This window comes from Flavobacteriales bacterium, assembly GCA_020635795.1.
Classification (GTDB): domain Bacteria; phylum Bacteroidota; class Bacteroidia; order Flavobacteriales_E; family Vicingaceae; genus Vicingus.
Genome location: JACJZD010000006.1, coordinates 1 through 25,399 on the forward strand (window position 1 = coordinate 1; position 25,399 = coordinate 25,399).

At 33.5% G+C, this 25,399-nt stretch carries 27 protein-coding genes; 7 read left to right on the top strand and 20 right to left on the bottom strand.

Annotated features, from left to right (window positions below):
- The 3 genes from H6589_11780 to H6589_11790 all read left to right on the top strand — a co-directional run.
- A partial coding sequence (locus tag H6589_11780) for a PAS domain S-box protein (GenBank protein ID MCB9175279.1) occupies positions 1 to 2,397 on the top strand: 2,397 nt, incomplete at its 5' end.
- Complete coding sequence (locus tag H6589_11785) at positions 2,397 to 3,158, top strand: response regulator (protein ID MCB9175280.1); 762 nt, start codon at positions 2,397 to 2,399, stop codon at positions 3,156 to 3,158. The genes H6589_11780 and H6589_11785, both read left to right, overlap by 1 nt.
- 79 nt (positions 3,159 to 3,237) lie before the next feature.
- Positions 3,238 to 4,251, top strand: a complete 1,014-nt coding sequence (locus H6589_11790; GenBank protein MCB9175281.1) for an agmatinase family protein — start codon at positions 3,238 to 3,240, stop codon at positions 4,249 to 4,251.
- On the opposite strand, the gene H6589_11795 is transcribed toward H6589_11790, so the two are convergent.
- From H6589_11795 to H6589_11840, 10 genes are all read right to left on the bottom strand, one after another.
- The gene (locus H6589_11795; protein MCB9175282.1) at positions 4,248 to 4,877 is read right to left on the bottom strand and encodes a hypothetical protein; all 630 of its coding nucleotides are present in this window, start codon (positions 4,875 to 4,877) and stop codon (positions 4,248 to 4,250) included. The genes H6589_11790 and H6589_11795 overlap by 4 nt on opposite strands.
- On the bottom strand, positions 4,874 to 6,499 hold the full coding sequence (locus tag H6589_11800; protein ID MCB9175283.1) for an alkaline phosphatase family protein: 1,626 nt from the start codon (positions 6,497 to 6,499) through the stop codon (positions 4,874 to 4,876). The genes H6589_11795 and H6589_11800 overlap by 4 nt, the downstream gene beginning before the upstream one ends.
- A gap of 42 nt (positions 6,500 to 6,541) precedes the next feature.
- Positions 6,542 to 6,907 carry a fluoride efflux transporter CrcB gene (gene crcB, locus H6589_11805; GenBank protein MCB9175284.1) on the bottom strand — a complete coding sequence of 122 codons (366 nt, stop codon included), beginning with the start codon at positions 6,905 to 6,907 and terminating at the stop codon, positions 6,542 to 6,544.
- Positions 6,907 to 7,485, bottom strand: coding sequence for a phosphatase PAP2 family protein (locus H6589_11810; protein ID MCB9175285.1), 579 nt, complete (start codon positions 7,483 to 7,485; stop codon positions 6,907 to 6,909). Before H6589_11810 ends, crcB begins: the two co-directional genes overlap by 1 nt.
- Before the next feature lie 75 nt (positions 7,486 to 7,560).
- Positions 7,561 to 8,064: a DUF3124 domain-containing protein gene (locus tag H6589_11815; GenBank protein MCB9175286.1), complete on the bottom strand. Its 504-nt coding sequence runs from the start codon at positions 8,062 to 8,064 to the stop codon at positions 7,561 to 7,563.
- 30 nt (positions 8,065 to 8,094) lie between these two features.
- Positions 8,095 to 8,442, bottom strand: coding sequence for a hypothetical protein (locus tag H6589_11820; protein ID MCB9175287.1), 348 nt, complete (start codon positions 8,440 to 8,442; stop codon positions 8,095 to 8,097).
- Between the two features lie 131 nt (positions 8,443 to 8,573).
- A complete protein-coding gene (locus tag H6589_11825; GenBank protein ID MCB9175288.1) occupies positions 8,574 to 8,864 on the bottom strand; it encodes a hypothetical protein in 291 nt (96 codons plus the stop codon).
- Positions 8,857 to 9,756 carry a J domain-containing protein gene (locus H6589_11830; GenBank protein ID MCB9175289.1) on the bottom strand — a complete coding sequence of 300 codons (900 nt, stop codon included), beginning with the start codon at positions 9,754 to 9,756 and terminating at the stop codon, positions 8,857 to 8,859. Before H6589_11830 ends, H6589_11825 begins: the two co-directional genes overlap by 8 nt.
- Before the next feature lie 6 nt (positions 9,757 to 9,762).
- Positions 9,763 to 10,251, bottom strand: coding sequence for a hypothetical protein (locus H6589_11835; GenBank protein MCB9175290.1), 489 nt, complete (start codon positions 10,249 to 10,251; stop codon positions 9,763 to 9,765).
- A gap of 88 nt (positions 10,252 to 10,339) precedes the next feature.
- Entirely contained in the window at positions 10,340 to 10,777 is a 438-nt protein-coding gene (locus H6589_11840; protein MCB9175291.1) for an Hsp20/alpha crystallin family protein, read from the bottom strand.
- A gap of 238 nt (positions 10,778 to 11,015) precedes the next feature.
- Here H6589_11840 and proC point away from each other — a divergent pair, with 238 nt between their 5' ends.
- From proC to H6589_11855, 3 genes are all read left to right on the top strand, one after another.
- Entirely contained in the window at positions 11,016 to 11,825 is an 810-nt protein-coding gene (gene proC, locus H6589_11845) for a pyrroline-5-carboxylate reductase (GenBank protein MCB9175292.1), read from the top strand.
- Positions 11,826 to 11,833: 8 nt separating this feature from the next.
- Positions 11,834 to 13,609 carry a chloride channel protein gene (locus H6589_11850; protein MCB9175293.1) on the top strand — a complete coding sequence of 592 codons (1,776 nt, stop codon included), beginning with the start codon at positions 11,834 to 11,836 and terminating at the stop codon, positions 13,607 to 13,609.
- Between the two features lie 70 nt (positions 13,610 to 13,679).
- A complete protein-coding gene (locus H6589_11855; GenBank protein ID MCB9175294.1) occupies positions 13,680 to 14,540 on the top strand; it encodes a YitT family protein in 861 nt (286 codons plus the stop codon).
- On the opposite strand, the gene H6589_11860 is transcribed toward H6589_11855, so the two are convergent.
- The 10 genes from H6589_11860 to H6589_11905 all read right to left on the bottom strand — a co-directional run bounded on the left by H6589_11860 (position 14,537) and on the right by H6589_11905 (position 22,683).
- Entirely contained in the window at positions 14,537 to 15,943 is a 1,407-nt protein-coding gene (locus H6589_11860) for a hypothetical protein (GenBank protein MCB9175295.1), read from the bottom strand. The genes H6589_11855 and H6589_11860 overlap by 4 nt on opposite strands.
- A 50-nt stretch (positions 15,944 to 15,993) precedes the next feature.
- A complete protein-coding gene (locus H6589_11865; GenBank protein ID MCB9175296.1) occupies positions 15,994 to 16,836 on the bottom strand; it encodes an NgoPII family restriction endonuclease in 843 nt (280 codons plus the stop codon).
- A complete protein-coding gene (locus tag H6589_11870) occupies positions 16,833 to 17,876 on the bottom strand; it encodes a DNA cytosine methyltransferase (GenBank protein MCB9175297.1) in 1,044 nt (347 codons plus the stop codon). Before H6589_11870 ends, H6589_11865 begins: the two co-directional genes overlap by 4 nt.
- A gap of 6 nt (positions 17,877 to 17,882) precedes the next feature.
- A complete protein-coding gene (locus tag H6589_11875; protein MCB9175298.1) occupies positions 17,883 to 18,644 on the bottom strand; it encodes an SDR family NAD(P)-dependent oxidoreductase in 762 nt (253 codons plus the stop codon).
- A gap of 10 nt (positions 18,645 to 18,654) precedes the next feature.
- Positions 18,655 to 18,996: a hypothetical protein gene (locus H6589_11880; protein ID MCB9175299.1), complete on the bottom strand. Its 342-nt coding sequence runs from the start codon at positions 18,994 to 18,996 to the stop codon at positions 18,655 to 18,657.
- Between the two features lie 132 nt (positions 18,997 to 19,128).
- Positions 19,129 to 19,746, bottom strand: a complete 618-nt coding sequence (locus H6589_11885) for a hypothetical protein (protein ID MCB9175300.1) — start codon at positions 19,744 to 19,746, stop codon at positions 19,129 to 19,131.
- Complete coding sequence (locus tag H6589_11890; GenBank protein ID MCB9175301.1) at positions 19,736 to 20,452, bottom strand: NRDE family protein; 717 nt, start codon at positions 20,450 to 20,452, stop codon at positions 19,736 to 19,738. Before H6589_11890 ends, H6589_11885 begins: the two co-directional genes overlap by 11 nt.
- Entirely contained in the window at positions 20,440 to 20,904 is a 465-nt protein-coding gene (locus tag H6589_11895; GenBank protein ID MCB9175302.1) for a DinB family protein, read from the bottom strand. The genes H6589_11890 and H6589_11895 overlap by 13 nt, the downstream gene beginning before the upstream one ends.
- Positions 20,905 to 20,992: 88 nt before the next feature.
- Positions 20,993 to 21,625: an AhpC/TSA family protein gene (locus H6589_11900; GenBank protein MCB9175303.1), complete on the bottom strand. Its 633-nt coding sequence runs from the start codon at positions 21,623 to 21,625 to the stop codon at positions 20,993 to 20,995.
- A 35-nt stretch (positions 21,626 to 21,660) separates the two neighbouring features.
- Complete coding sequence (locus tag H6589_11905; protein ID MCB9175304.1) at positions 21,661 to 22,683, bottom strand: SPASM domain-containing protein; 1,023 nt, start codon at positions 22,681 to 22,683, stop codon at positions 21,661 to 21,663.
- Positions 22,684 to 22,975: 292 nt separating this feature from the next.
- On the opposite strand from H6589_11905, the gene H6589_11910 reads away from it, so the two are divergent.
- Positions 22,976 to 25,399, top strand: a complete 2,424-nt coding sequence (locus H6589_11910) for a carboxypeptidase-like regulatory domain-containing protein (protein ID MCB9175305.1) — start codon at positions 22,976 to 22,978, stop codon at positions 25,397 to 25,399.

Here is a 25,399-nt window from a genome sequence, read left to right on the forward strand (position 1 = left end):
CAAAATCAAAAAGCCATACAGGTTGTTTTTCAAGATGTTTCAGCACAAAAACAACTCGCTAAAGAACGGTTAAAATATCGTATTGCCGAAGAGTCAAACAAATTGTTACAAAAAGAAATTGCCGAACGAATTAAAATTGAAGGAGAGTTGTTGCAAAACCAGAATTACACCAACAACCTAATATCTAGTTCGTTAGATATTATTTGCGCTACCGATGAGAACGATAAAATAAAAGAGTTTAATAGGGCTGCAGAATCTACATTTGGATACACTAAACAAGAGATGGAGGGTTTAAAGCCTGAAATTTTATATGCAAACAGTAAAGATTTTCTTAAAACAAGAAAAGAATTAGAGAGTAAAGGGTTTTTTACTGGAGAAGTTCAAAACAGGAGAAAAACAGGAGAGGTTTTCACTTCATTTTTATCGGCAACCATACTTAAAGACGGTGAAGGAAAAGTAATTGGAACAATGGGGGTTTCGAGAGATATTACCGATATAAAACTAGCAGAACTCGAGTTGATAGAAAGTGAAGAACGTTATAGAGACTTGTTTGAGAATGCTTCTGATTTAATACAAAGCGTTGATATAAAAGGCGACATCGTTTATGTTAACAATGCGTGGAAAAAAACACTTGGATATAGTGATAATGAAGTGATGGGTCAAACCATTTTTGAATTACTTCACCCCGACGGAAAAAACCACTGTGTGAATTTTTTTACCAAACTAATTAAGTCCAAATCGAAAGAAGCTGTTAAAACCACCATAGAACTAAGACATAAAAACGGCACAAAAATTACTGTTGAAGGCTCTGTTGGTTGTAAATTTAATGCAGAAGGAAAAATTATTTCAACGAGAGGTATTTTTAGAAACATAACAGATGAAAAGTGGCAAAAAACTAGACAAGAAGTATATAACAACGTATCGAAAATAATAGCTGAAAAAGCAAATGCCGACGATATTTACGAAGCCATAAGAATTGAATTAAGTCAAGTAATGAACACCGATATTTTTGTGATTTCTTATGCTTTAGCCCCAAATGTAATTTCTTTTCCCTACTATTTTGATATTGAAAAAGGAGGAAAAATTCACAACCCAACAAGGACTCATAAAAAAGGAATTAACGAATACTTTTTAAAACAAAAAAAACCAGCCATATTAAAACGAAACGACCTTGATAATTTAATTAAACAAGGTAAGTATGAGTTAATGGGAACGAAATGTAAAGTGTTTTTAGGTGTGCCGTTAAAAGTTAAAAACAAGGTTATTGGAGTGCTTTCTGTTCAGTCATATAAAAATGAAAATGAGTTTGATGATAAATCGCTAGAAATATTAGACTTTATTTCGGGGGCTATTGGTTTAACCATTCAAAAGAAGCAAGATGAGTTGTTGTTGTTTGAACAAACATCAAAACTAAAAAGTATTATTGAAAATAGCTCTCACCTTTTTTGGACTTACGATAAAAATGTAGGGCTAACTTCTTTCAATCAGAACTATTCTGATGCTGTGTTTGATTTATATGGTTTTAGACCTAAACTTGAACCAAACACCATGAACAGAGTGGATGAAAAAAGCTTACAGCCATTTTGGGACAAAAAATATGAGGACGCATTTAATGGTAAAAATGTAGAGTTTATTACTGAGCGCTTTAATAAAAATGGAACCAGAATAATTCGTGAAGTGTTTTTAAACCCCATTTTTGATGAAGACAACAAGGTGATTTTGGTTTCAGGTATTGCACATGACATTACCGACAAACAAATTGCTGAAGAAAAACTAAAAAACTCATTAAAGGAAAAAGAAATCCTGTTAAAAGAAGTTCATCATCGAGTAAAAAACAATCTACAAGTTATTTCAAGCATTTTAAATTTACAATCCTCGTATGTAAACGACGAAAGTACACTTACTATATTGCGTGAAAGTCAAGACAGGATTAAAACCATGTCAATTATTCACGAGAGTTTGTATCAAGCAAATGATTTTTCTGAAATAAATTTTTCACAATATATTGTGAGCCTATCTAAAAATTTAGTACATTCATACGGTATTTTAGATAGTTTTGTCGAAACTAAATATGAAATAGACAATGTTTCTTTAAGCTTAGACATGTCTATTCCTTGTGGATTAATTATAAATGAATTAGTTTCGAACGCATTAAAATATGCATTTAAAGGAAGGAAAAAAGGTAAATTAAACATAAGTTTGTTGCTTAATAATGGTGTTGTTACCATTATTGTTGCAGATAATGGTGTTGGAATTCCGAAAGACCTTAATATAAAGGAAACCAACACGCTAGGTCTTCAATTAGTAACAACCTTGGTGGAGCAAATTGATGCAGAATTAAAATTAGAAACAACAAAAGGAACAACATTTACGATAACATTTAAACAAAACCAATAATGTCAAAAAATAATATATTAGTTGTAGAAGACGAGAGTATAGTATCAAAAGATATTCAACAAAGTTTAAAAAAACTAGGTTATAATATTTCAGGCGCAGCATCAACGGGCGAAAAAGCCATTTTATTGGCTAACGAAACTAAGCCAGACTTGGTTTTGATGGATATTATGTTAAAAGGAGACATGAGTGGGATTGAGACAGCAGAAAAAATTAAAGAAACCCTTAACATTCCTGTAATTTATTTAACGGCTTATGCTGATGAAAATACCTTGAGCAGAGCAAAAGTAACAGAGCCTTACGGCTACATTATTAAACCATTTAAAGAAATTGATTTGCACACATCAATAGAAATGGCACTTTACAAACACAGTAAAGAACAAGAAATTGTTAAAGAGCGCGATTTCTTATACTCGTTGGTTGATGGTAAAGAAGCAGGAAATGATGAGAGTGTAATTTTTGTTAAATCAAACTCACGATTGGTTAAAGTAAAAGCTCAAGATATTTTGTTTGTTGAAGCACTAAAAGATTATGTAGTAATAAACTTGAGCGATGCCAAATACACCATACACTCTACCATGAAGGATATCGAGAAAAAACTTCCTAGTAATGATTTTATTAGGGTTCATCGTTCGTACATTGTACGTTTAGATAAAATAAACGCCATAGAACAAACTAACATTGTAATGGAAGGCGGCAAAAAACTAATTCCAATAGGTGGCTCTTACAAGGATGATTTGTTCAATAAAATAAAAACGATTTAAGTAGGAAGTTAGAAGACCGAAGATGGAAGATTGTAATTTCTTCTAACTTCGGTCTTCCAACTTCGGTCTTCCAACTATCATGTTCAACCCCAACGAAGTAGGTATTAACAACGGAAACATTTTTGGTTTTCCATATACAGTAGAAGAAAGCGAACTGGTAATTATACCTGTTTTGTCCGATATTACTTGTTCTTACTCAAAAGGAACAGCCGAAGGTCCTAAAGCCATTTTAGAAGCTTCAACTCAGCTCGATTTTTATAGCCCTTACACAAAAAATGCTTGGCAATTTAAGGTGGCTATGCTCCCCATTTTTGATTTCGAATTTGTAGAAAACCGAAAAGTAGGCGAATTGGCATCAGAAATAATTCAAAAATTGGAGAACGAACAAATCATTACCAAGCACGATATAGAAAAATACGAATACATCAACCAATATTGTACACAACTTAACACTAAGGTTGAAGAAACAGCTTTAAACTACCTAAATCAAGGTAAGATGGTTGCTGTTTTGGGTGGCGATCACAACTCACCCATGGGTTTAATAAATGCGCTAGGCAAAAAACACCAAAGTTTTGGCATACTTCAAATTGATGCTCACGCCGATTTAAGAGATGCTTACGAAGGTTTTGAATACTCACACGCATCAATCATGTTTAATGCTATAAAAAACAGCAGTGTAAGCAAATTAGTGCAAGTTGGCATCAGAGACATTTGTCCGGCAGAAATAGATGTGATAGAAAAATCGAAAGGAAAAATTAAAACTTTTTTTGATTGGGACATTAAACAACAACAATATGCTGGAAAATCGTGGGAGAACATTTGTGATGATATTATAAATGAACTTCCTGAGTTGGTTTACATTAGTTACGACATTGATGGCTTAGACCCAAAACTTTGTCCACACACCGGTACACCTGTTGCTGGTGGTTTTGAAGTGGAACAAATCAACTTTTTGTTCAATAGATTGGTAGAATCTGGCAAAAAAATTATTGGTTTCGATTTAAACGAAGTAGGCAATGTAGAATGGGACGCCAATGTTGGTGCAAGGGTATTGTATAGGCTTTGTAATTTTGCAGCAAAGAGTAAAAATTAAGCCTCACACGGTACTCTTAAATCGATAAACGATAGTTTTAAGCCTTCGTTGGTTTCTGAAAAATAAAAAGTATAGTTTGATGTGTTTACCACCGTGTAAACAATGCTTTTGGCAATTATACTTATGGCTTGTTTTTCTTTTTCGTTTAACTCGGTATAATACCAAATCTCATTATCTTTAAATGGGTTGATTTTTTCTACAAAACAACCATCCTTGTCGTATTTGGTTTCAGTACAAACTACTTTTGGTAAATCTTCAAAAACAGGCTCTAAATCAAGCAATTTAAATTTTAATTCGCCAAATACTTTGCCTTGCACCGACTTAAACTTATCAAAACCGTAATATTTGGTAAAGCTAGGTATAGCACCATTCGATTCAATAAAATAAACCCCAAAATCAACATCAATGTAAGTGTTTAACGAATCAAGGTTTTTTGAGCGGATGGTTTCAGTAAAATTTTTATAAAACAACAAAAAGGCTTCTTCATCAGAATCAGGTTCTGGAGTTTTCTCTAACTCAACTTGTTCTACCTCCTCAACAGGAGTGGTTTCTACAACATCGATAGGCTCTGAATCTGTGCAGGTAAACAGCAGCAAAATAAAACTCGAAGCAATTGTTTTTATCATTTCAATAAATTATTAATGGGTTTACCTGTGCAAGAGCTTGGTGCAATAATATTTAACAAGGTAGCTAGTGTTGATGCAATGTCTGGGATAACCACTTGATCGGCAGTTTCTCCTTGAGGAATGGTGTAGCCATACCAAAGCAATGGTACATGTGTGTCATATTCGTAAGGCGAACCATGTGTTGTTCCTGTTTTATAACCACTTTTTATCCAACCCGATTCCAACACAAACATTACATCGCCCGAACGAGAATGGTTAAATCCACGTTGAATGTTGGCAGAAATACCATCAGTAAAAACAGCTTGTTTTAATGCTTGTGCCGTAAAAGTTTTTCCTATGCCTTTAAATTTTAACATAAAATTTGCCACATCGTTTTGAATATCAATAACATCAAATTTATTTTTTAAGATACTTTCGTGATTTAAAAATACTTGAAAATTTGATACGTTTTCAATTAAATCATCAACCATCCATTTATTTTTTAAAAATGCTTTTAACTCGTTTATTGCAGCACTTTGGTCGAAATATCCCGCAGGTAAATGATTGTCGATTAAAAACTGCGGCACATCAACAGCACCGTGATCGGAGGTTAAAAAAATCAATACATTTTCTTTGCCAAAATTTGATTCCAAATAAGTGAGTAATTCAGCTAAACTTTGGTCTAATCTCAAGTAAGTATCTTCAACTTCAATAGAGGCAGGACCAAATTGATGACCAACGTAATCGGTAGAGGAGTAGCTTACCGCTAAAAAATCGGTTATATCATCACCGCCCAACATTTCTCCTTTTATTGCAGCAATTGCCATTTCGGTGGTAATGTTGTTGCCAAAAGGGGTGTCTTTTATTAAACTGTAATTTTCGTTACTATCACGCAATGCTTTTAGGTTGTGCGGAAAAGTGGGTGTTTTTTCGGTGTTAAACAAGCCCTCGTAAGGGTTGTTGTCGGCAATGCTTTCTGTATATTCAGCAATGGGTAAAAGTGTGTTCCAAACACCGTTTAAATAAGTGTTTGCCGAGTTTTTTTTATTCACTTCGTTTACCCATTTAGGCAATTGATTCATGTAATACGAGCTTGAAATCCATTTTCCAGTATCATCACCTTCAAACCAATAGGCAGCGTCGGCTTTGTGTCCCGCAGGTAAAATAGCCCCGCGGTCTTTTAAAGAAACACCAATCACTTTACCTTTAAAATTAGTCGCTAATTTAAGTTCGTCGGTTATGGTGGTGGTTAACATTCTGTTAGGCGACATTAATCCGTCTTTAGATTCGCTCCCAACAGTTTTTACCGATTTATCTTCGGCACAATACACGTATTTTTTTAGTTGTTTGTCGTACCAGTCGTTGGCAATAATGCCATGATTTTCTGGTGTAGTTCCAGAATAAATCGATGCGTGACCAGGACCAGTAAAGGTTGGCATATAATTGTAGTGGGTATTTTTACAATTAAACCCATCGTTAACGAGTTTTTTAAAACCGTCTTCGCCAAATTTATTCCAATACCGTGTTAAATAATCGTAGCGCATTTGGTCAACAACAATACCTACCACCAATTTGGGTCGGTTGGGTTGTGCAAAAGCAACAAAACTAGATAGCACCAATAAAACAACAACTAATTTTTTCATCTATATTTTTATTTTTTTTATTTGGTAAGGTGGAATATGAATTTATGAATGTTGATTTTTTAGTAGTATAAAAATTAAGCCAACACCAACAGCTATACTTAGCACAATGTTAATTATTGCCATGGAATAGTTTCCAGTTTTTAGTAACGAAAAAGTTTCGAAACTAAAGGTAGAAAAAGTACTGAAACCACCACAAATACCAGTTATTAAAAATAGTTTAAGTACATCCGAATCAACCATTTTTTTAGTGTATAAAACCACTAAAGCCAATACCATACAGCTAATAATGTTTGAAATAAATGTGCCCAACGGAAAATTACCTTCGTAAAAAGTTAATACCATTTTTGAAATACCATAGCGCATTAAACTACCCAAACCCCCACCTAAAAATACAGCTACAATGTTTATCATATAACAAGTTTAAGGTTAAATTTTTGATTGGTAAATTGTAATAATTTCCAAAATACTAAAGCAATTACTACACCTAATAATGCACCACAAATAATGTCGGCAGGATAATGAACGCCTACATATATTCTACTATAAGATACTATTGCAGCCCAAACCAGCATAATGTGTAACAAATAAGAAAGGTGTTTTTTTAAAACAAAACCAATAAAAACGGCTAAAGCAAAAGTATTGGCAGCATGAGAAGAAACAAATCCATATTGACCACCACAACCATCAACAGTGTGTACTAAATCTTTAATTTCAGGATTGTGACAAGGGCGCAACCGTAAAAAAACATCTTTAAACAAGTTAACAGAAATTTGGTCGGCAGAAAGAATTACTAAAGCAATAAATGGAGCTAAAATAAACCCTCGCCACTTAAATTTTACAAACACCAAAACAGATAATAAAATGTATAATGGTATCCATGAATAACGTTCGGTGATAAACTGAAAAACAACATCAAAAAATGAATTGTGAATTCCGTTTAAGAATAAAAATAATTGGGTGTCGATATTAATGAGTGATGAAAAAATTTGAAAAAGTATTTATGTACAAACAAAGGTAATTATTTGTTGTTAAGAATCTAATCACAAATTAAATGTGTATGGTTATATTCTAGTGCCTTGAGTAATAAACGAAATTCCTTGTTGTCCTGAAGTTGAAATCATCACTGCCTCAAATAATGGCTCAATGTTTTCGTTTCTTGTTGCCCAATCAAAGGTAAAATTTGCACCAGTTCCACCTTGCACATCATTTTCGTTGATAACTATTTCAACTGTTTCTAATGGTAAAATAAAAATTGGGGCTTTAATATATTCTCTAATTAGAAACCCCTTAGTGTTATAATAATTTGCATTTTTGATAAATACAGAATCGGTAGAACTTGTATTTCTCATGCTTACAGTAACTGTTAAATTGTGGGTTCGTTTTTCGGTTTTACTATAAACCTCGGAATAAACAGATAAATAAGAACTACCAACAAACAAAGAGCTATCAGTTGTTAATGAAATTCTTTTTTCCTCCCAATTGGCATTGTTAACTTCAATTTTTGGTTGTTCGGTGGTGCAACTAATTAATAATAGCAAAGAGGCAATAAAGGCAATTTTTTTCATTAAAATATGATTATTTGTGGTTGTTCTAAATTAACAAAAATCTGTTAACCACAAAATGGCTTCTTCTTTTGTTTTAAACATTTTAATAGGAATTTCTGGTTTATACAAATGGTTATATGCATGAACCACAAATCGAATCATAATATTATCTTCTTTAATAGCACAGGCTGTTAAACATAAAGGCAGCTTCGAAGTTATGGAGCTTTTTACATCACTGCTTAAAGGAGCGTGTTGTACGAGGTCAACAAACAATGGTGTGGGCTTATTGTTATTGAGTTTAAGAATGGCTTCGTAAATTTCATCGATTTGTGTGATTGTTAAACCATTATAGTTGCTGTTGGGTAAAAAAGTAATAATACTATCGTTCCTCAATTCCATTTTAGCGAATTCGAGCTCAATAGTTTTAACTATTTCAACACCAGAAACAGACATGAATTTTTTAGAAAACAATTTTGTGTTAACAATACTGTTTTACCAAAAAAACAAAAAGAAGTTACATAAACAGTATATTATTCGTACAAGCTTAACCTTGATTTTAAATAGTTTACTTCTTGTTCCAATTCGTTTATACGGTTTAACATGCTATTCACAACGTCTAACGATTCAAACCCTAAACCTAAATCGTTATGTAACCTAAATAATCGTTCAATTTCGTTTATATCATCTTCAACAATATAGATGTTGTCAAGTTCTTGCTTAAATGCAATTAATTCATATTCAATCAAACCCTTTAAAAAAGAATTGTTAATCAGGGACATTTGGCTTACTTCTTCGAGTAAAAAGTAGTGTTTTTTATCCATGTTGTTTTAGTTTTTCTAATTCTGTAAATAATTCTTTTTCTTTAGCTGTTAGTTTTGTGGGTAAAACAATGTTGTAGGTTATATATAAATCACCATTTATGCCTTGTTGCTTATATTTAGGAAGTCCCTTACCCTTTAATTTTATCTTTGTTCCGTTAGCTGTTTCAGGAGCAACTTTTAGCTTCACCTTTCCTGTTAATGTATTGACATAAATTTCACCACCAAGCAAGGCTTTATAGAGATCTAAATTATAGTTGAGGTATAGGTCGTCTCCAACACGTTTAAAGTTAGTGTTGTTAACAATAGAAAATTTAATATACAAATCGCCATTTGGACCACCATTTAAACCTTGACCACCATAGCCTTTAATTTTTATTGTTTGCCCATCATCTATTCCAGCAGGAATGGTAATTCTGATGGGCTTATTACCTACTTGTATGGTTTGTTTTTGTGTGGCTAAAACATCGGTTAAATTTAATTGAAGAGTTGAACTATAATCTTGACCCTTAAATTGATTAGTGTAAGTTTTTTTAGACGAACCAAAACCTTGTTGACCAAAAAGAGATTCAAAAAAATCAGAGAACCCTTCATCATTAAAATTATGTGAGGAAGATTGTTGTCTATGTTGTTGATTTGGTCTAGCGCCAGCTTTTTCAAATTCGTCAGCGTGCTTCCAATCCTTACCGTATTTATCGTATTTTTTTCGTTTTTCTTTATCGCTTAATACTTCGTTGGCTTCATTAATTTCCTGAAATTTCTTTTTTGCCGATTCATCATTTGGATTTAAATCGGGATGGTATTTTCGGGCTAATTTCCTGTAGGCTTTTTTTATATCGTCTTCAGAAGCGGTTTTATTTACCCCCAAAATATGATAGTAATCGATAAAGTTCATGTTTAATTATTGTTTTATTTCAGATGACTTCTTAGTTGGTTTGTTCGACTCCATTAACCCAGGATGAAATCGGTTTAAAAATTCAGTTCTTGCCGAATCCATCTGTCTCATCATTTGTTCAATGTCAAAATTTTGCCGATTCCAATTTTCATAAAAATAGTCATTTTTAAAGAAATTATTTAGCAACAGAGAATCTGTTTTGGGAGAAAAAGAAAACTCATCACCCCATCCAAATTTATTTTCGGAATGAAAAAATTTATTAAACGACTGCATTATGCTGTCTAAATTAGTAGTAAAATGCTCGCCATTTGAGTTAGAATATGACCATCTGTATGTTGAATCATACTTTATTACATTTCCATTCTCATCAAGCTCTTTATTTACACTCCATTCTTCTTTAGGCTGACGCTCTGTAATTTTTGGTTCAACTTTTTTATCTTGAGCATTACATCCTAAAACACCAATGGCTATTATCGAAAACAATGCTTTTTTCATGGTTAAAAGATTTAAATGTTGATTTACAAAAAGCCCATGGGTGGTTTATATAAACAAACAACCTCATGGGCAAAATGTTTATTAGTTCTTATGAGATGGCAATTGTTCTTGCCGCTTTCGCTTTAGCCTCTTCTTTTTTATTAATGCTTACATTTAATATTCCATTATTGTAAGTGGCATTAATCTTTTCTGAATCTGCTGTTTCAGGTAAAGTAAAGGTTCGAGTAAACGAACTGTAACTGTATTCTCTTCTGGTATAGTTTTCATTTTTGTTTTCGTCAACAGTTTCATTTTTTTCTTCAGAAGAAATAGTCAACAAGTTTTGATCTAAATGGATGTTGAAATCCTCTTTCTTTTTTCCTGGAATAGCCAATTCAATATCAAACTTTTCAGGAGATTCTTTAATGTTTACAGCCGGCACTGTTATTCCTGCCTGAGCTACATTTGGGGTTCTAAAAAAATCGTTGTCAAACAAGTCGTTCCATACCGATGGAAACATACTTTCTTTTCTTTTTACTAGTGTCATAATATCAAAAATTTTAAGTTAATAATCAAATTCAGCAATTGCTTTTGCCAAAAATTTGCCAAAGCTAAAAAACTGCAATTTTTTCAGAAAAATGTCATTAAACACCTAAAAATCAAGACAATATGTCTTTTGGGTTGATTAAAAAAAGTCAAAATGACACATCAACAATCATTCAAAAACAATTTTTATATACAATAGGTTTAACTTCTTACCTTTGAATTTTTTAAAACAATATCTTGTGAAAACAAAAATTGCAATACTCGGAACAGGAAATTTGGGCTCGTCGTTAGTAAAAGGATTGGTAGAAAGTGGCAAGTATCAGCCAAATCAATTTACCTTAACTCGACGAAACATTTCGAAATTAGACCTTTTGAAAGAAGAAGGTTTTAGTGTAACAACCAACAATATTGAGGCGGCAAAAAAAGCTGACATCATTTTTTTAGCTGTTTTACCCCAAAAAATTAACATTGTTTTAGAAGAATTAAAAGGACATTTAAAACCAAACCAACTAGTTGTTTCGTTGGTTACAGGTATTAAAGTGGTAGAAATAGCCCATATTATTGGCAATGACATTCCTATTGTTAGAGCAATGCCCAACACGGCAATTTCTATACGCGAATCGATGACTTGTATTGCTACAACAGCAGAGTGGAAAAGCCACATTGGGGTGGTGCAAGATATGTTTGATTTGGTTGGGCTTACAGCAGTTATTAACGAAGAGCAAATGACCTCTGCAACTGCTTTGTGTGCTTGTGGTATAGCCTTTTTTTTAAGAGCAATTCGTGCCGCGTCGCAAGGTGGTAATGAAATAGATTTTCACGCCAGTGAAGCTTTACGAATGGCAGCACAAACTGCAAAAGGGGCTGCAAGCTTGTTAATTGCTAACAATTCTCATCCAGAAGATGAAATTGACAAAGTAACATCACCAAAAGGGTGTACCATTGCTGGATTAAACGAAATGGAACACAACGGATTTAGTTCATCGTTTATTAAAGGAATTACGGTTTCGGCAAAACAAGCCAAAGGGTTGTACAACGAGAAAAACTAAACGAAAAGATGTCATTTTTAATCTATATAAAAAGAATATTTTCGATACGATTAAAAAGAGTACCACAGAAACATCGAATACTAATTTTAGCACTTCTTGTTGGCTTACTTTCTGGGTTGGCAGCGGTAGTAATTAAAAACTCTGTACACTTTATAAAAAGCCTTTTAACTTGGGGTTTTGTTAAGGAATACGAAAACTATTTATACTTTATTTACCCTACAGTAGGTTTAATATTAACGGCTTATTTTGTTAAATATGTAATTAAACGACCAATAGGACACGGAGTTCCAAATGTGCTCTATGCCATTTCTAAAAACAAAAGCATTATTAAAGCTCAAAGCATGTTTGCTTCAATTGTGGCAAGTTCGCTTACAGTGGGTTTTGGTGGTTCGGTGGGTTTAGAGGGACCAACCGTTTCAACCACTAGTGCTATTGGAAGTAATATTGGTCAATTTTTTCGATTAAATTATAAAACCACAACGTTATTGTTGGGCTGTGGTGCAGCAGGAGCGATGTCGGGCATTTTTAATGCACCCATTGCTGCGTTGGTTTTTGTGTTGGAAGTTTTTATGTTTGATTTAACTTTAACCTCAATGATACCGTTTTTAATGGCGTCGGTAGCTGCGGCGTTGAGTTCAAGAATGATGTTGGGGAACAATGTGCTTTTTGATATAAAAATTCAAGATGTGTTTACTGTGGGAGATGTCCCATTTTTTGTTTTGTTGGGCATTTTTACAGGATTAATTTCGGCCTACTTTAACAAAATTTTTATTGTAATTGAAGAGTTTTTTGAACGCATAAAAAAGAAAAAAACAAGACTTATATTTGGTGGAATTACTTTGGGGATTATGATATTTTTTATTCCACCACTGTATGGAGAAGGTTTTGAAACCATTGTTTCTTTGCTCAACAATAACTATCAAGAAGTGTTTGACCACAGTTTGTTTTACGACCAACGCGAAAACATGGTTATTGTATTGGCTTTATTGCTTGGGGTGGTATTTTTAAAAGTAGTAGCATCGGGCGTTACTTTTGGTGCGGGTGGAGTAGGTGGTGTATTTGCGCCATCGTTGTTTATTGGCTCTACAAGTGGTTTTGTGTTTTCTAAATCGTTTAACCATTTTGGAGATTTTTCGTTATCTACTACCAATTTTACCTTGGTTGGGATGGCAGGATTAATTGCAGGTGTTTTACACGCCCCTTTAACCGCACTCTTTTTAATTGCAGAAATTACCAAAGGATACGAATTGATTATACCACTGATGATAACCGCAGCTATTTCGTACTTAATTTCAAAATACTTTGTGCCTCATTCGGTTTATAATACACAGTTGGCAAAAAGAGGCGAACTAATTACACGCCATAAGGATAAAGCTGTTTTAACCTTGATGAACCTAAAAGATGAAATAGAAAAAGATTTTATCAATGTTTCGCCAAAACAAAACCTTGGTGATTTGGTTAAAGTGGTTTCAAAATCGCCAAGAAACTTGTTTCCTGTTGTTGATGTTAAAGGGGTTTTACATGGAGTGGTAACGCTTGACGACATTCGTGAAATTATGTTTAGACCAGAACTGTACACAAAAATTAGTGTAGAATCTATCATGACTTTACCTCCCGATTATGTGTTATTATCAGACAATATGGATGTAGTTATGGATAAATTTTCTCAATCGAACGCATGGAATTTACCTGTAATTGATGGTGAAAAATACGTGGGTTTTGTTTCTAAATCAAAACTGTTTAATGCATACCGAAAACAATTACTTCATTTTTCTGAGGAATAGTTGATTAAACATGACAAAATACAGTTTGCAGGAACCCCTAAACCGCTAACTTTGTCGAAAAATTTGAGAAATGAGTTGGTTGTTTAAGCGTTCGGAAATTAGAAATTATATCTTTATTTTTTTTGGAAGCGCCTTTTTAGCGATGGGTATGGTGGGTTTTTTAGTACCCAATAAAATTGCCACAGGAGGAATTGCTGGGTTATCCATAATTTTTCACCATTTATTTAATTTACCTACGGGTTTAATACTTGCCATAGTTAACATACCGTTGTTGCTGGTAAGTGTTAAATATTTGGGTAAAAAATTTGCTGTCAGAACAATAATTGCTATTGGGTTAACAGCCATTATGGTCGATTTTTTTGCCGAAGGACTGGGTTTTCCATCATTAAGTAGCCATAAATTATTAGCCACTTTATATGGTGGAGTAGCAGTTGGCATTGGGTTGGGTTTAATTTTTAAAGGAGATGCATCTGCTGGGGCAGGAACTATTTTGGCTAAAATAGTAAATGAAAAAATGGGCGTAAAAACAGGCTATGTTATATTAGTGTTAGATGCTGTTGTAGTTGTTTCAGCAGGAGTTGTATTTAAAGATGTAGAGCTTGCTTTATGGAGTTTGATAAGCATTTATGTTGCCTCAAAATTAATTGACATGATTTTAACGGGTCGTCAGCACGAAAAAATTGTACACATAGCTGCTAATAATTTAGAACAGTTGAGCCAAGTTATTGTTGATGAATTGGGCATTACCGGAACTATTTTAAAAGGAAAAGATTTAAATTTTTCGTCGGACAGAAATGTAATTTTTATAGTGGTAGAAACCAATCGAATAAATGCCCTAAAGAATATTGTGAGAGATTTTGATCCCAATGCTTTTATGGTGGTTATGGAAGCATCCGAACTTTTAGGCCCAAAGAAAAAAGCGGTTCTTTAAAAAACTACGTGCTTTTTTGGTCGAGCACCCTTGCCTTTTCCTGTTCTGTTTGGCACTTCATAAAGATACCGTCCTTTGTTGCTTCCTTTTATGGTAATAGATGACGAACCACTTATTTCTGTTGGCTTAACGGTTTCTTCTTCTACAAATTTGGCTACTTCTTCTTTTACTTCCTCTTGTTGTTGTACCAGGTTCACCATGTTTTCTGCTCTTTCAGCTTCCGCTTTTTCGGCCAATTTAGCTGCTTCCTCTTTTGCTTTTCGTTCTTCCAATTCACGTTTCTCAGCTTCCTCTTTTGCTTTTAATGCTTGAGCTTCTTTTTCAGCTCGTTGTTTAGCTTCTGCTTGAGCAACAACCTTGGCAACACCTTCTTCTTTTGCATTTTCTAAAGCTTGTGTTTCTTTAAGTTTAGCAGCTTCTTCGGCTTGTTGTTTTGCAAGAGCTTCTTTCTCGAGTTTTTCTTTTAACACTGCTTCTTTTTTTGCTGCGGCCTCTTTCTCTTTCTGTTCTTTTGCTAAACGTTCTTTTTCTGCCAGCTTAGCTGCTTCTGCGGCTTTGGCTAAGGCTTGTTTTTCAGCATCAGCTTTAGCAATAGCCTCTTTTTCAGCAGCCTCTTTAGCTAATTTTTCAGCTTCTGCTTTTTTTGCTGCAGCTTCTTTTTCTGCTTTTGCTTTTGCTTCGGCTTCTGCTCTGACTTTTTCTTCTGCACGTTGTTTTTCAGCTTCTGCTTTTTTGTTTATTTCTGTATCTATTAATTTTAATTTTTCTTTAGGTTCAGGCTTATTTGAAAAAATTTGTAAAGCTTTTTCATAACCCTTTTTTGCTTCTTCCCAATCTTGTTTTGCAAAAGCTTTATCCGCCTCTTTTATTGTATTAGTATATTCTTTTTCTTTTTGTTGCTCTTTTTCTTGTTGTTTCGAGCAGTCATCAAGCATCTTATTAAGCTTTTCTAACAAAGGCATAGAATAGACCATGTCCCAATCAATAATGTTTTTATCGGCAAAATACACAGCACGTCCAATAGGCTTATCCAACATTTCAGCTTTTATACATTCGTTGGGTTTAAACATGGTTATTTCAGCATTCATATCGGGTGTTTTGTGTCGCTTATTTTCGGGAACACCAAATGTACTTAGGGTAATAGATTTACTAATAAAGCCAGGTTTTGAAAATGAAATGACATATTCCTTATCAAACAATAAGACCATTTTATATTCACCATTTCCATCGGAAGTACCAGAAGCCACCACTTTTCCATCAGCAACAGCACTGATGGTTACAGATGTTATCCGTTCGCCAGTATAATAATCGGAAGTAATCCCATCAAAGAAAACATTGTCTTCTTTTATTACATCTTTTTGTTTTGTACCACTAAGTTGTGCGAAAACACTAATAGCGAACAAACTAAAAATGGCAACTAATATGTGTTGTTTTTTGTTGATTTATTTATGGATTAGTGTGTAAATACAATTAGTTTCGCATCAATTAGTTTTGCTGGATTGTTAGGGTTTTTAACTTTAACATTGGTAATTGTTAATGCAGTATTATTTAAAAGCTCTAATTTTTTTATACTTGAAATAGGGAAAGAATTGTATTTTGTTGCTGGAATAATAACCACTAATTCAAAATTAGAATTACTAGGTTTGTGTAAGTAATTAAAAACACGTCTAGGGTTTTGAATTTGCCACATACCCCTAATTCTTAAATTAGTTATTCCTAATGGATCAACACGATTAACCCTTCCCAATTCATTGGTTTCAGCTAGTTCAACATTAGGAATTTCATTTATTCCTGTCGAAATTTTTTGCTTAACAATTTGATATGTTTCATGGTTTGCTGCGTAAATACTTCCATAAACCATCCATAATGAATTGATTTTTTCATTCGAGGTATGACCTATGCAATAAATCAAATCCTTTTCTACCCACTCTTCACAATCTCTACATTCTTGAGTAATAAGCGTACTATTAGATTGAATAGTTGATTTTGGATAAGAACTGTTTAAAGCTAAATCACTATTTACACTTTGAGTTTTTTTTACTTCAATAGCATCACCTGTTCTTATCATTATATCGGGAGGGTGGTTTTGATTACCAAGCCATGAAAACACATTGTTGTATTTTATCATTTTAGCCTGCTCATCAACTAATTTAATAGTATCTGCAAAGGCATCTTTTATATACATTTCTAAACCTTCACCAACATTGTTAACTCTGTTTTTCCCTGAGTAAAGGTTCTTAATATCTAGAATAGGGTTGGTTACAATATTTATAATTGCCTCTAAAATATTCGTCATGCAGCTATAATTTCTTTTTTGGTTGGAATATAATTTGATTTTTTGCTTTCATTTTTTATTATTTGCTCTTTAATGGTTTCCGCTAAAAATTTAGCAAGATTGATAGGGACAGCGTTACCAATCATTTTATAACCAGCAGGAACACTTTTGTAATAAAAAATAAAATTATCAGGGAATGTTTGAATCCTTGCACATTCTCGAATACTCAACCTTCTGTAAAGAGATTCTTTCCCAGGCACAAAAACTCGAATATTTTGTTCAATAAACTTCATTTTTGGTGCTTGTGGATGTATGGGGGCATGTCTGCCTCCAGCTTGAATAGTAAATGATTGTTCATCCCAACTTCTTACTCGATTTCTAGACATAAATATTGTTGAAAAATCACCTATCATATATTCGTGATTAGGAATTTTACAGTTTTTACCATTTGTTTTGTTATATGGTAAAGCGGCTAGAACGTTATCCTTTAAATCGAAAATTACATCTTGTAATGAAATTTTTGGAAATTTAGTTTTTGGAAATTCAAATTTAAAGTTTAAGTCTTTTCTTATTCCGATAAAAAAGATTCGCTTCCTATCCTGTGGCACATTATAATCACAAGCATTAAGCATTTCGAAAGAAAGTTCGTAGCCAATTCCTGCATTTTTAAACAACTCTTTAATACCATTTAATGCTTCAGAGTGTCTACCAAGCAACATTCCACTTACATTTTCAGCTAAAAAAAACTTTGGTTGTTTTGCCTCCAATATACGTATAAAATCAAAAAATAATTGGCCTCGTTTATCTCCAAGACCCTTCATTGCGCCAGCTTCACTCCAACTTTGGCAAGGCGGCCCCCCAATTATACCATCACAATCAGGAACTTCTTCAGGAGAAATATCAACAATACTTCTTTTATCGAGTATTGTGTGAGGGTGATTTTTTTCATAAGTTTCCCAAATTTCTTTATCGTATTCATTAGCCCAAATAACATTAAAACCAGCATTTTGGAAACCTAAATCAAGCCCACCAGCTCCAGCAAAAAATGAGACTATTTTCATATAAATTTAATTTTCTCTGTTTATATAATAACTATTAGCTTGAGCTAACGATGTTAATACTAAATCGTTAATACACAAATGTTTTGGTAGTGTTGTAGAATAATAAATAACCGAAGCCACGTCATCTGCACTCATTGGTTTGTAGCCGTTGTAAACATCTTTTGCTCTTGTTTTATCACCATGAAAACGCACTTCTGAAAACTCTGTTTCGGCAGCTCCTGGACAAATTTGAGTAACTTTTATGCCGTGTTCCAACAAATCGATTCGCATGCTTTTTGAAATAGCATCAACAGCATGTTTGGTAGCACAATACACATTTCCGTTTAAATATGCTTCTTTACCAGCGGTTGAACCAATGTTGATGATGTGCCCTTTTTTTCGAGCAATCATTAATGGCATAACGCTTCTCGAAACATGTAACAAGCCTTTAATGTTGGTGTCAATCATTTTGTTCCAATCGTCAAAATCACCATCTTGAATTTTGTTTAAACCACTTGCCAAACCAGCATTATTAATTAACACATCAATTTTTTTCCAATTCTCAGGCAAGGTGTTTATTGCTTCAAGCGTTGCTGCTTGGTCACGGACATCAAAACACAACGGCATTACTCGAATGTTATATTTATCAATCAATTTGTTCGATAATCTTTCTAAACGATCTTGTCTTCTACCTGTTAAAATTAAATGATCGCCGTTTTGAGCAAATAGCTTAGCCGATGCTTTTCCAAATCCCGATGTTGCTCCTGTTATAAAAATGATTTTGTTCATGCCGTTCGAATTAAAGTCTTTCAAATTTAAAGATAATTCCGCTTTGAACAATATTTACCGTTTTGCAATGGCTTAAATGAGTAAAAATATAGGGTTGGTTGAGGTTAAGTTTTTCATTTGAATGACACTTAAAACTACCCTCACATTCTAACTTCCCTTCAGGTGAAAACCTAGCAATAAAAAACACTTCTTGTTCTGATGTACTACTAATCACAAACCATGATCCAGCACCTTCGCCTGCTAACCATTGAGCGTTATTCGGAACTGACTCTACTTTTTTTGGAGGGTGAATTACGTTTTTCGTAATGTGATGTTTAACCATTGCTCGAAGATAATTTATTTTTAACCACATAGGAACATAGTAAACAAACACAGTATTAATTGGGTTTAAGTTTTACATAGTTATCCCGATTTATCGGGATAAAACTACTGTTTTTCTTAAAATCAACCTTTGTAGATTAATCAAAACTATGTTTCTATGTGGTTATTTTGGTATAGAAATTACAACATACTCCTTCAAACTTTTCACATTACCTATAGGAGAAGGACTTATGGTTAATGGAAATTTTAGTTTTAAATGATAAAAACGAGAGCTTTTTCCACCTAAAATAGTGGTACGTACAAACCTCGAACAATTGGTGCCATTCCAAACAAATGGGCCATACTTATGTGGACTATCTTCTTGTAGTTGTTTTGCTTTTCGGAAAGCACTTTCGAAATTTATGTGGCAATATGAAGCATGTAATGGACCTGTTCCATGGCAAGAAGGATTGCGTTGTAATTCAGCTAATAGTTCGGTGTAATTTTCAATTTTTCCATGGGTCGAAACCTGAGCTTTGGTTTGTATAACTAAATCGTGGTCGGTTTCTACATCTCTAACTCTACCATGACCGAAAGGGGCATGATACCTTCCAAAATCGAAATAAAAGCAATTACCCGAGTTGTTTTCAATTAACACTACCGCAGCATGACCAATTTTGTAATAATAGTTTTTACTAAAACCAGTAATTCGCATGATAGGGTCGTACCAAGCTCCAGCTTGTTTACACAAGGTTTCTGGCCAAGCCAAAGCAATTGCTATTCCGTTGTGCTTAGTTTTCATAAACAATTAGCGAATGGTGTTTGTTAGTTACAATATCAAAGTACGTAAATTCTTTTCTTTGTTGTTCAACAATAACTTGAGAAATACTAAGGGTTTGCAAACCTCCTTCTCGCTCCATTACAATATCATTTTTCACATCACTATCCTTTTTGGTAAAGTGAAAATTTTGAATGGTTTCTTTCGATAAACTCTTTTCGGAAGCAATGAGTTTTTCAAACCAATCTTCTCTTTTTTTTCTGACTTCGGCAGGATATAAAGTTGCAGACGACCATATTTGAGGAAGGTTTATGTCAATGTTTTTGATGTATTTTTTTGTGCCATCCCAACGCATTTCTACAAATTCTAAATTAGGACTGGAGTCGATTAACAACAAGGTAAAAGGTTCAATATTCTCTAAATCAACTTGATTTGAAAAATCATTAATAGATGAAAAAGCAAAGCTTTCTAACAAAATTAAGCCACGGCTTTTGCGGTAACGTTCTTTTTTAATATGGTTTTCGAAAGCGCCATTTAGCAAGCAAGCAGTTCGGTGTTTTTCGTCTGTTGCAATCCAAGTTCCTCCAGCAAGTTCATCTTTTGGGAAGATGAGCATTTTATCCCCAATGCTATATTTTTTAGGAAAAATAGTTGGACGAGCCTTTTGTTCGTCTCTACTCGAAGTTAAAATGTATCCGTTTTGAGTTGGAACAAAAGTTACTGTGCACATTGTTCTTGTTTGTATCGTATGGTTGCTGGAGCTACGCCAAAGTTTTCGGTAATGATTGATTCTAATTTCAATTCCTTTAAGCCAATTTTAATTAAAGCTTGATGGTGAATACTGTGCTCTAAACAATACGCTAATTCTCTTCCAAAAGTACTTGAAATGGTAGTGTTTGGGTTGTTACTGTGTGTATAATTTCCTTCTAAAAACAGTGGCTTTGTAGCTTCAAGTTTTGGTAAAGAAAAAACAATTTCGTCAATTTGATTTTGAGCAAAAACCACATCGGTTTCCAATTGTAAATTTCGTTGTCTGCTATCGTAATTTACTAGGCCTAAATTTTTAGCAGCAATTAAACAGGTATAAAACTCTAAAACATGTCGTACATGCTGACCAATACTTGCTCCAGAAAGTAAAACCAACGTTGAGCTATAATTGGTATCGTCAATGTTTTTTAACATTGATTTTATTTCTAAAAGGTTGGTTTTACAGTATTCAAACATAGCATTCAAAAATACGATTTAGTTCAACGATTTCCCAATAAATTGACTATTGATTAGTAGGAAGGTGATGGATAATTTCACTAACAGTCGACCTGTTTTTATAATCAATATCAAATTGCCTCCAAATAATTTTTTTGTCTTTATTAATAATAAAAGTTGCAGGAACAGGAAGTCTTTCAGAATCATCGGTGTGAGCCTCTTTTAGTTTTGCACCCAAAACAGAATTGTAAATCAATTTAGTTTTACCATCAGGATGAAATGTAACATCAAAATAATCCGATATTTTTTGACTTTCATCATAAAGTATGGTAAACTCTGCACCAGTTTTTTCTATGGTTTTTTCAATAAATTCTGGTTTGTCAGGAGAAATAACCACAAGAGAAGCACCTTTTTCATAAATGTATTGCAGGCTGTCTTGCATCAAACTCATGTGTTTGTTGCAAACAGGACACCATTGCCCACGAATAAAAATTAATACCACTGGACCACTTTCTAAGGCTTTATCCAAACTGTATTCAACACTTTTTGAATCGATGGCTGTAAAGTTTTCAATTGTTGTACCAACTGCTAAACCCTTTGGTTGATATTCTTCTGGAGATGTTTTTTTAGAGGAAGAACAACCCACAGAAAACACTGATATTAACGTGATTAATAAGATGTAATTTGATTTTATCTTCATGTTGTTAGTAGTCCAGTAATAATTATCTATTATGCTCAATCAAAAACTTTAGTTCCTTCTGTACAGTTTTGGCAAATATCTATTTCTGCACGATTGTTTAGTAAGGTTTTTCTAAAGTCCAGATATTTTTTGTTTAACCAAATTTGTTTTAGCGTGTTTTCTTTTAAATCCCCCAATTGGTGTTTAGCATCTTTATCAAAACAGCAAGGAACAATTTTTCCATCCCATGTAATTACGCACGAACTCCACATCCGCCAACACTCGTTCAATAGTTTGTTTTTTAAACGATAGGTTCCGTCAGTTTGTTTTTTGTATCTAGCATATTTTTCAATTGTTGGTATTAATGGGTTGCCATTTTTGTAATCGTAAACCTGTGCAGTTTTAAAACGAATTTCGTCAACCCCCATTTGAGTAGAAAGTTTTTTTGCATCTTCAATTTGATGCTCGTTTGGTTGTACTACCAAAAACTGAAAAATAACGTAGGGAGTTTTGCTGTTCAGTTTTTTCTTGGCTTCAATAATGTTTTTTGCACCCTCTAATACTTTATTTAAATCACCACCTTTTCGGTAGCTTTCGTAGGTTTCTTGTGTGGTCCCATCAATAGAAATGGTTAAACGACTTAAACCTGATTTTACTGTTTCTTCGGCTTTTTGTGGGGTTAAAAAATGTGCGTTGGTTGAGGTTGCCGTATATATTTTTTTAGCATTGGCGTAGCTTACCATTTCTAAAAAATTAGGGTTAATATAAGGTTCGCCCTGAAAATAAAAGTTGAGGTAAAAAGCGTGTTGTTTAACTTCGTCGATAATTTTTTTGTAGAAATCGGTTTTTAGATTTCCTTCTGCTCTGGTAAATTGTTTTAACCCACTTGGGCATTCGGGACAACCCAAATTACAAGCTGTTGTAGGCTCTATAGTTATACTTAATGGCAAACCGTTTACCACACCATTTTTTGAAATTTTAGCCCAATAAAAACTTGAGTAAACTAGCAGGGCATTAAAGCTTTTGCTCAGGTTTAGTTTAGTTATGAGGTTAAAGTTATCGTAAAACGATGCTGCCATTTATCAAAAATACTAATTCATTGTTTGTATAAATGTTGTAAATTCACACTTTACTAAAAAGTTAAATAAAAATAATTGTTTTGAAGGAGTTTTTGCACTTTCTTACACAAACATATATTGGTGGTTTTATATGTCTTATTTTTGGATGTTTATTTCTTTTATGGAATATAAAGAAGCCTCATATAGATGAACGCTCACCAATTCAACCATACATGAAAGGATGGTTTGCTGGTATTGGCTTTGTGGTTCTTGGGTTAACTATAATTGGTTTGAAATTTTTTAATAAAATTTAATGTCAAAAAAACACCTTTTAATACTATTTTTTGGGCTTTTGTCAGCATTAGCAAGTTTTTCCCAATACACCCTAAAAGGTAAAGTTATTGACGAAAGCACCAAATCATCTTTGGCTTTTGTAAATATTTTGGGTAACCAAAAAATAGGAGCAACAACCAATATTGATGGGCTTTTTACGATAAACTCTACCCAACCAATTACCAAATTAAAATTGAGTTATGTAGGTTATGAGGTTAAGGAGGTTGATGTAAGTGGAAAAACTTCGGTTGTTGTTTCGTTAACACCAACAAGTTATCAGTTAAGTGAATTTACCTTGCTGCCTGGCGAAAATCCAGCACACCGAATTATTAATAATGTGGTGGAGAATAGAAAAATTCACAACCCCGAAAAAAGCATCAATTTTAAGTACGAATCGTACAACAAATTATTTGTTACTGGCGCAGTAGATAGTGCTATAGCCAATAATCCTGAAAAACTTGCCGAACAAGACTCTATCACACAACGAACTGTTGCGTTGTTGGAAAAACACCACATTTTTATCATGGAATCGGTTACCGAACGAAAATACATGTTGCCCGATAGAAGTTACGAAAAAGTTTTGGCATCGAGAGTTTCTGGGCTTCAAAACAACACGTTTTCGTTAATTGCCACTGAAATACAATCGTTTTCGTTTTACGAAGAAATGTTGAATGTGGCAGGAAGTTCTTACTTAAACCCAATAAGTGTAAACAGCACCAACAAATACTTTTTTTTAATTGAAGACACCACCTTTAGTGGAACGGATACTGTTTTTGTGATTTCGTTCCGACCAAAAAAAGGAAAGAACTTTAATGGCTTAAAAGGCTTGTTGTATATCAATACCGATGGTTATGCTGTTCAGAATGTTATTGCCGAGCCCAACGAAGAATCGGAATCGTTTGCCATTAAAATTCAACAACAGTATGAAAAAATTGAAAACAGTTGGTTTCCTGTTCAGTTAAATACCACCATTTTGTTTAAAACGGCCTATGTTAATGGATTTAAAATGTTGGGTATTGGTAAATCGTACCTCAAAAACATTGAAATAAACCCCGATTTAAAGAAAAACGAATTTGGAATAATTACCACCGAAGTTGCTGAAGATGTTACCAAAAAAGATGAAGAGTTTTGGAATAAATACAGAGAGGATACCTTGTCGCAAAAGGAGTTGTTGACCTACCATTTTATGGATAGCGTTGGTAGAGCAGAGAAGTTCGATAAAAAACTGACTACATTCGAAGCCCTGCTTACTGGAAAGTTAAAATGGGGATACATCGATATTGATTTAAATCGGTTTTTAAGTTTTAACGACTACGAAGGATTTCGTTTTGGAGCAGGAGCACATACCAACTCAAGGGTTTCTAAGGTTTTTAATATTGGTGGTTACGGAGCTTTTGGAACCAAAGACAATACGTTTAAGTATGGTGGTGATGTAAATTTTTTCATTCACAAAAACTACGATATAGAACTTAATTTATCGTATCAAAAAGACGTGATTGAGCCTGGAATAACTCGGTTTTATACCTATAAAATTCCTTTGATGAGTACTGCTGGTAACCGATTTTTTTACATGAGCAGGATGAACAATAATGAAAAAGTGGAGGCTCGATTGAAATTTAGAACACTTCGCTATTTAAAAGTATATTTATTTGCTAATCAAGAATCGATAGATGTTACAAGTGATTACTATTTCCTAAAAAAGATTAACGAAACCACTTGGCTGCATGACCAAAACTATTTATTTAATGAGGTTGGTGTTGAGTTAAAATATGCCTTTAAACAAAAGGTAATTCAATCTACCAACTACAAATATTCCAAACCAACCAATTACCCCATTTTGTATGGTCGAATTGAGCACGGCATTAATAATGCCTATGGTGAATATGAGTACACCAGATTTACGGTAAAAACGGAGAAAACATTTGAAATAAAAAATTGGGGAAAACCTAGTTTTTATATCGAATCGGGTTTAACCATTGGAGATGCACCTATTCATAAATTAAACAGTTCAATTGGTTTATATGTGCCAGGATCGTTTTTAACTGCTGCCGAATTGGCTTTTGAAACGATGTATCCCTATGAATTTTACTCCGATAAATTTACTTACATCCACCTAAAACACAGTTTTGGAAATTTGTTGTTTAAAACCAAAAAATTCCGTCCCGAATTGGTATTAGCCACAAACATTGGTGTTGGTTCGCTAAACAACAAAAAAAACCATGGTGGCATTACATTTAAAACACTCGAAAAAGGCTTTTACGAATCAGGAGTTTTGGTAAATAATTTAATTAAATTAAACTTTACTACATTTGGTGTAGCTGCTTATTATCGTTATGGTCCTTACCATTTTGATAAACAAAGTGATAACTTTACGGTTAAAATGAGTTTGGGATATAGTTTTTAA

Bases quoted from the DNA above. Each gene is read 5' to 3' on its own strand.
- H6589_11785 (MCB9175280.1), top strand. From the start codon at position 2,397: ATGTCAAAAAATAATATATTAGTTGTAGAAGACGAGAGTATAGTATCA.
- H6589_11790 (MCB9175281.1), top strand. From the start codon at position 3,238: ATGTTCAACCCCAACGAAGTAGGTATTAACAACGGAAACATTTTTGGT.
- H6589_11795 (MCB9175282.1), bottom strand. From the start codon at position 4,877: ATGATAAAAACAATTGCTTCGAGTTTTATTTTGCTGCTGTTTACCTGC.
- H6589_11800 (MCB9175283.1), bottom strand. From the start codon at position 6,499: ATGAAAAAATTAGTTGTTGTTTTATTGGTGCTATCTAGTTTTGTTGCT.
- H6589_11815 (MCB9175286.1), bottom strand. From the start codon at position 8,064: ATGAAAAAAATTGCCTTTATTGCCTCTTTGCTATTATTAATTAGTTGC.
- H6589_11820 (MCB9175287.1), bottom strand. From the start codon at position 8,442: ATGGAATTGAGGAACGATAGTATTATTACTTTTTTACCCAACAGCAAC.
- H6589_11825 (MCB9175288.1), bottom strand. From the start codon at position 8,864: ATGGATAAAAAACACTACTTTTTACTCGAAGAAGTAAGCCAAATGTCC.
- H6589_11830 (MCB9175289.1), bottom strand. From the start codon at position 9,756: ATGAACTTTATCGATTACTATCATATTTTGGGGGTAAATAAAACCGCT.
- H6589_11835 (MCB9175290.1), bottom strand. From the start codon at position 10,251: ATGAAAAAAGCATTGTTTTCGATAATAGCCATTGGTGTTTTAGGATGT.
- H6589_11840 (MCB9175291.1), bottom strand. From the start codon at position 10,777: ATGACACTAGTAAAAAGAAAAGAAAGTATGTTTCCATCGGTATGGAAC.
- H6589_11850 (MCB9175293.1), top strand. From the start codon at position 11,834: ATGTCATTTTTAATCTATATAAAAAGAATATTTTCGATACGATTAAAA.
- H6589_11855 (MCB9175294.1), top strand. From the start codon at position 13,680: ATGAGTTGGTTGTTTAAGCGTTCGGAAATTAGAAATTATATCTTTATT.
- H6589_11865 (MCB9175296.1), bottom strand. From the start codon at position 16,836: ATGACGAATATTTTAGAGGCAATTATAAATATTGTAACCAACCCTATT.
- H6589_11870 (MCB9175297.1), bottom strand. From the start codon at position 17,876: ATGAAAATAGTCTCATTTTTTGCTGGAGCTGGTGGGCTTGATTTAGGT.
- H6589_11875 (MCB9175298.1), bottom strand. From the start codon at position 18,644: ATGAACAAAATCATTTTTATAACAGGAGCAACATCGGGATTTGGAAAA.
- H6589_11880 (MCB9175299.1), bottom strand. From the start codon at position 18,996: ATGTGGTTAAAAATAAATTATCTTCGAGCAATGGTTAAACATCACATT.
- H6589_11885 (MCB9175300.1), bottom strand. From the start codon at position 19,746: ATGAAAACTAAGCACAACGGAATAGCAATTGCTTTGGCTTGGCCAGAA.
- H6589_11890 (MCB9175301.1), bottom strand. From the start codon at position 20,452: ATGTGCACAGTAACTTTTGTTCCAACTCAAAACGGATACATTTTAACT.
- H6589_11895 (MCB9175302.1), bottom strand. From the start codon at position 20,904: ATGTTAAAAAACATTGACGATACCAATTATAGCTCAACGTTGGTTTTA.
- H6589_11900 (MCB9175303.1), bottom strand. From the start codon at position 21,625: ATGAAGATAAAATCAAATTACATCTTATTAATCACGTTAATATCAGTG.
- H6589_11905 (MCB9175304.1), bottom strand. From the start codon at position 22,683: ATGGCAGCATCGTTTTACGATAACTTTAACCTCATAACTAAACTAAAC.
- H6589_11910 (MCB9175305.1), top strand. From the start codon at position 22,976: ATGTCAAAAAAACACCTTTTAATACTATTTTTTGGGCTTTTGTCAGCA.